Genomic DNA, 232 nt, shown 5'->3' on the forward strand with positions numbered 1-232 from the left:
GTGGTCGCCACTGCCATCCCAGGCGCGCGGCAGTGCGCCGGTGATGGGGCGCATTTCGTAGCGGTTGAGCCATTCCATGGCTTCGGGCCCGTGTTCAATGGCGGGGTGGGCCGTGGGGCCGGGCACGGCAGGCATGGGCACATCGCCAGCACTCCAGGTATCGCGGCGCACGGCGGTGACGGCCGTGGCCGTGGTGGTCACCACGGGCGCGCCTTCGGCATCGGCCTGCAGG

1 pseudogene is annotated in these 232 nt (G+C 72.0%); it reads right to left on the reverse strand.

The features are described from left to right. Positions 1 to 204: pseudogene (locus tag FVA95_RS30490) on the reverse strand (thioesterase family protein); the annotation flags it as partial. Between the last annotated feature and the right edge of the window lie 28 nt (positions 205 to 232).

Source organism: Pseudonocardia sp. EV170527-09 (assembly GCF_008369905.1).
GTDB lineage: Bacteria > Actinomycetota > Actinomycetes > Mycobacteriales > Pseudonocardiaceae > Pseudonocardia.